The sequence below is a fragment of the Caballeronia arvi genome, from assembly GCF_001544695.2.
Taxonomy (GTDB): Bacteria; Pseudomonadota; Gammaproteobacteria; order Burkholderiales; family Burkholderiaceae; genus Caballeronia; species Caballeronia arvi.
Map to the genome: position 1 here is coordinate 1 of NZ_FCOM02000301.1, position 729 is coordinate 729.

The following is a 729-nucleotide window of genomic DNA, read 5'->3' on the forward strand; positions in this document are numbered from 1 at the left end:
AAACCTCGATGCGCTGTACGCCATCCTGAACGACCGCGATCGCTTTTATTACGAGCATCGGCTCGCCGCGTAATCCGGCGGCCGACAGCGCCGTGCCTGTGAGTTCACATCACAGGCTCAACCTTGTGGATTACCTCCTGCGGGTCCCTGCGGATCCCACGCGACTATTGCGCAGTGATTTTGAATGGCGGAAGCGGCAGCGATTCCCCGTCCACAAAAGCAAATGCGCATCGAATGGCAAAGCGATATGCACCGTCCTTGCTCGCAAACGCACCGAGATCGCCCAGTGAGGTAGCCTCACCGTCTTCCTCGAGGATGGAGGCGCGGGCAACGTAGGTACGGCCGACGCGCATGACGGAGGGTTGAATGGCTGCACCGTGGTGATAGAAGATCATCCTGTCTGTCTCCTCCGTCTTATGCGGTGAAATCAGGATAGCGCGAAAAAAAATCAACAGCGAAGAATTCATCCTTCTTGATCGACCGCTTGAATTTGCTGTCCTTGACAGCACGGCAGCGTGCAAATCGCAATACGGACCGACCGTGAATCCCTGCGCCCGTCGCATGATCCACACATAACGATGTGAACGTCTTTGCGATATCGCAAGAGCAGGCAGAACTCCTTATACTTTCCGCTCCGAATCTCTGAGGACGCACTATGTGGCAGTCGCAGTGGCAGCAGGTGCCAGCTTTTCTGACACAGATCAACTGGCCGCAATGGCCGCAATGGCT

General features: G+C 56.0%; 1 protein-coding gene. It reads right to left on the reverse strand.

All coding sequences use genetic code 11. From position 1 onward, the window contains the following. Positions 1–164: 164 nt before the first annotated feature. The gene (locus AWB74_RS45020) at positions 165–395 is read right to left on the reverse strand and encodes a hypothetical protein (protein WP_061152855.1); all 231 of its coding nucleotides are present in this window, start codon (positions 393–395) and stop codon (positions 165–167) included. Between the last annotated feature and the right edge of the window lie 334 nt (positions 396–729).

Bases quoted from the DNA above. Each gene is read 5' to 3' on its own strand.
- AWB74_RS45020 (WP_061152855.1), bottom strand. From the start codon at position 395: ATGATCTTCTATCACCACGGTGCAGCCATTCAACCCTCCGTCATGCGC.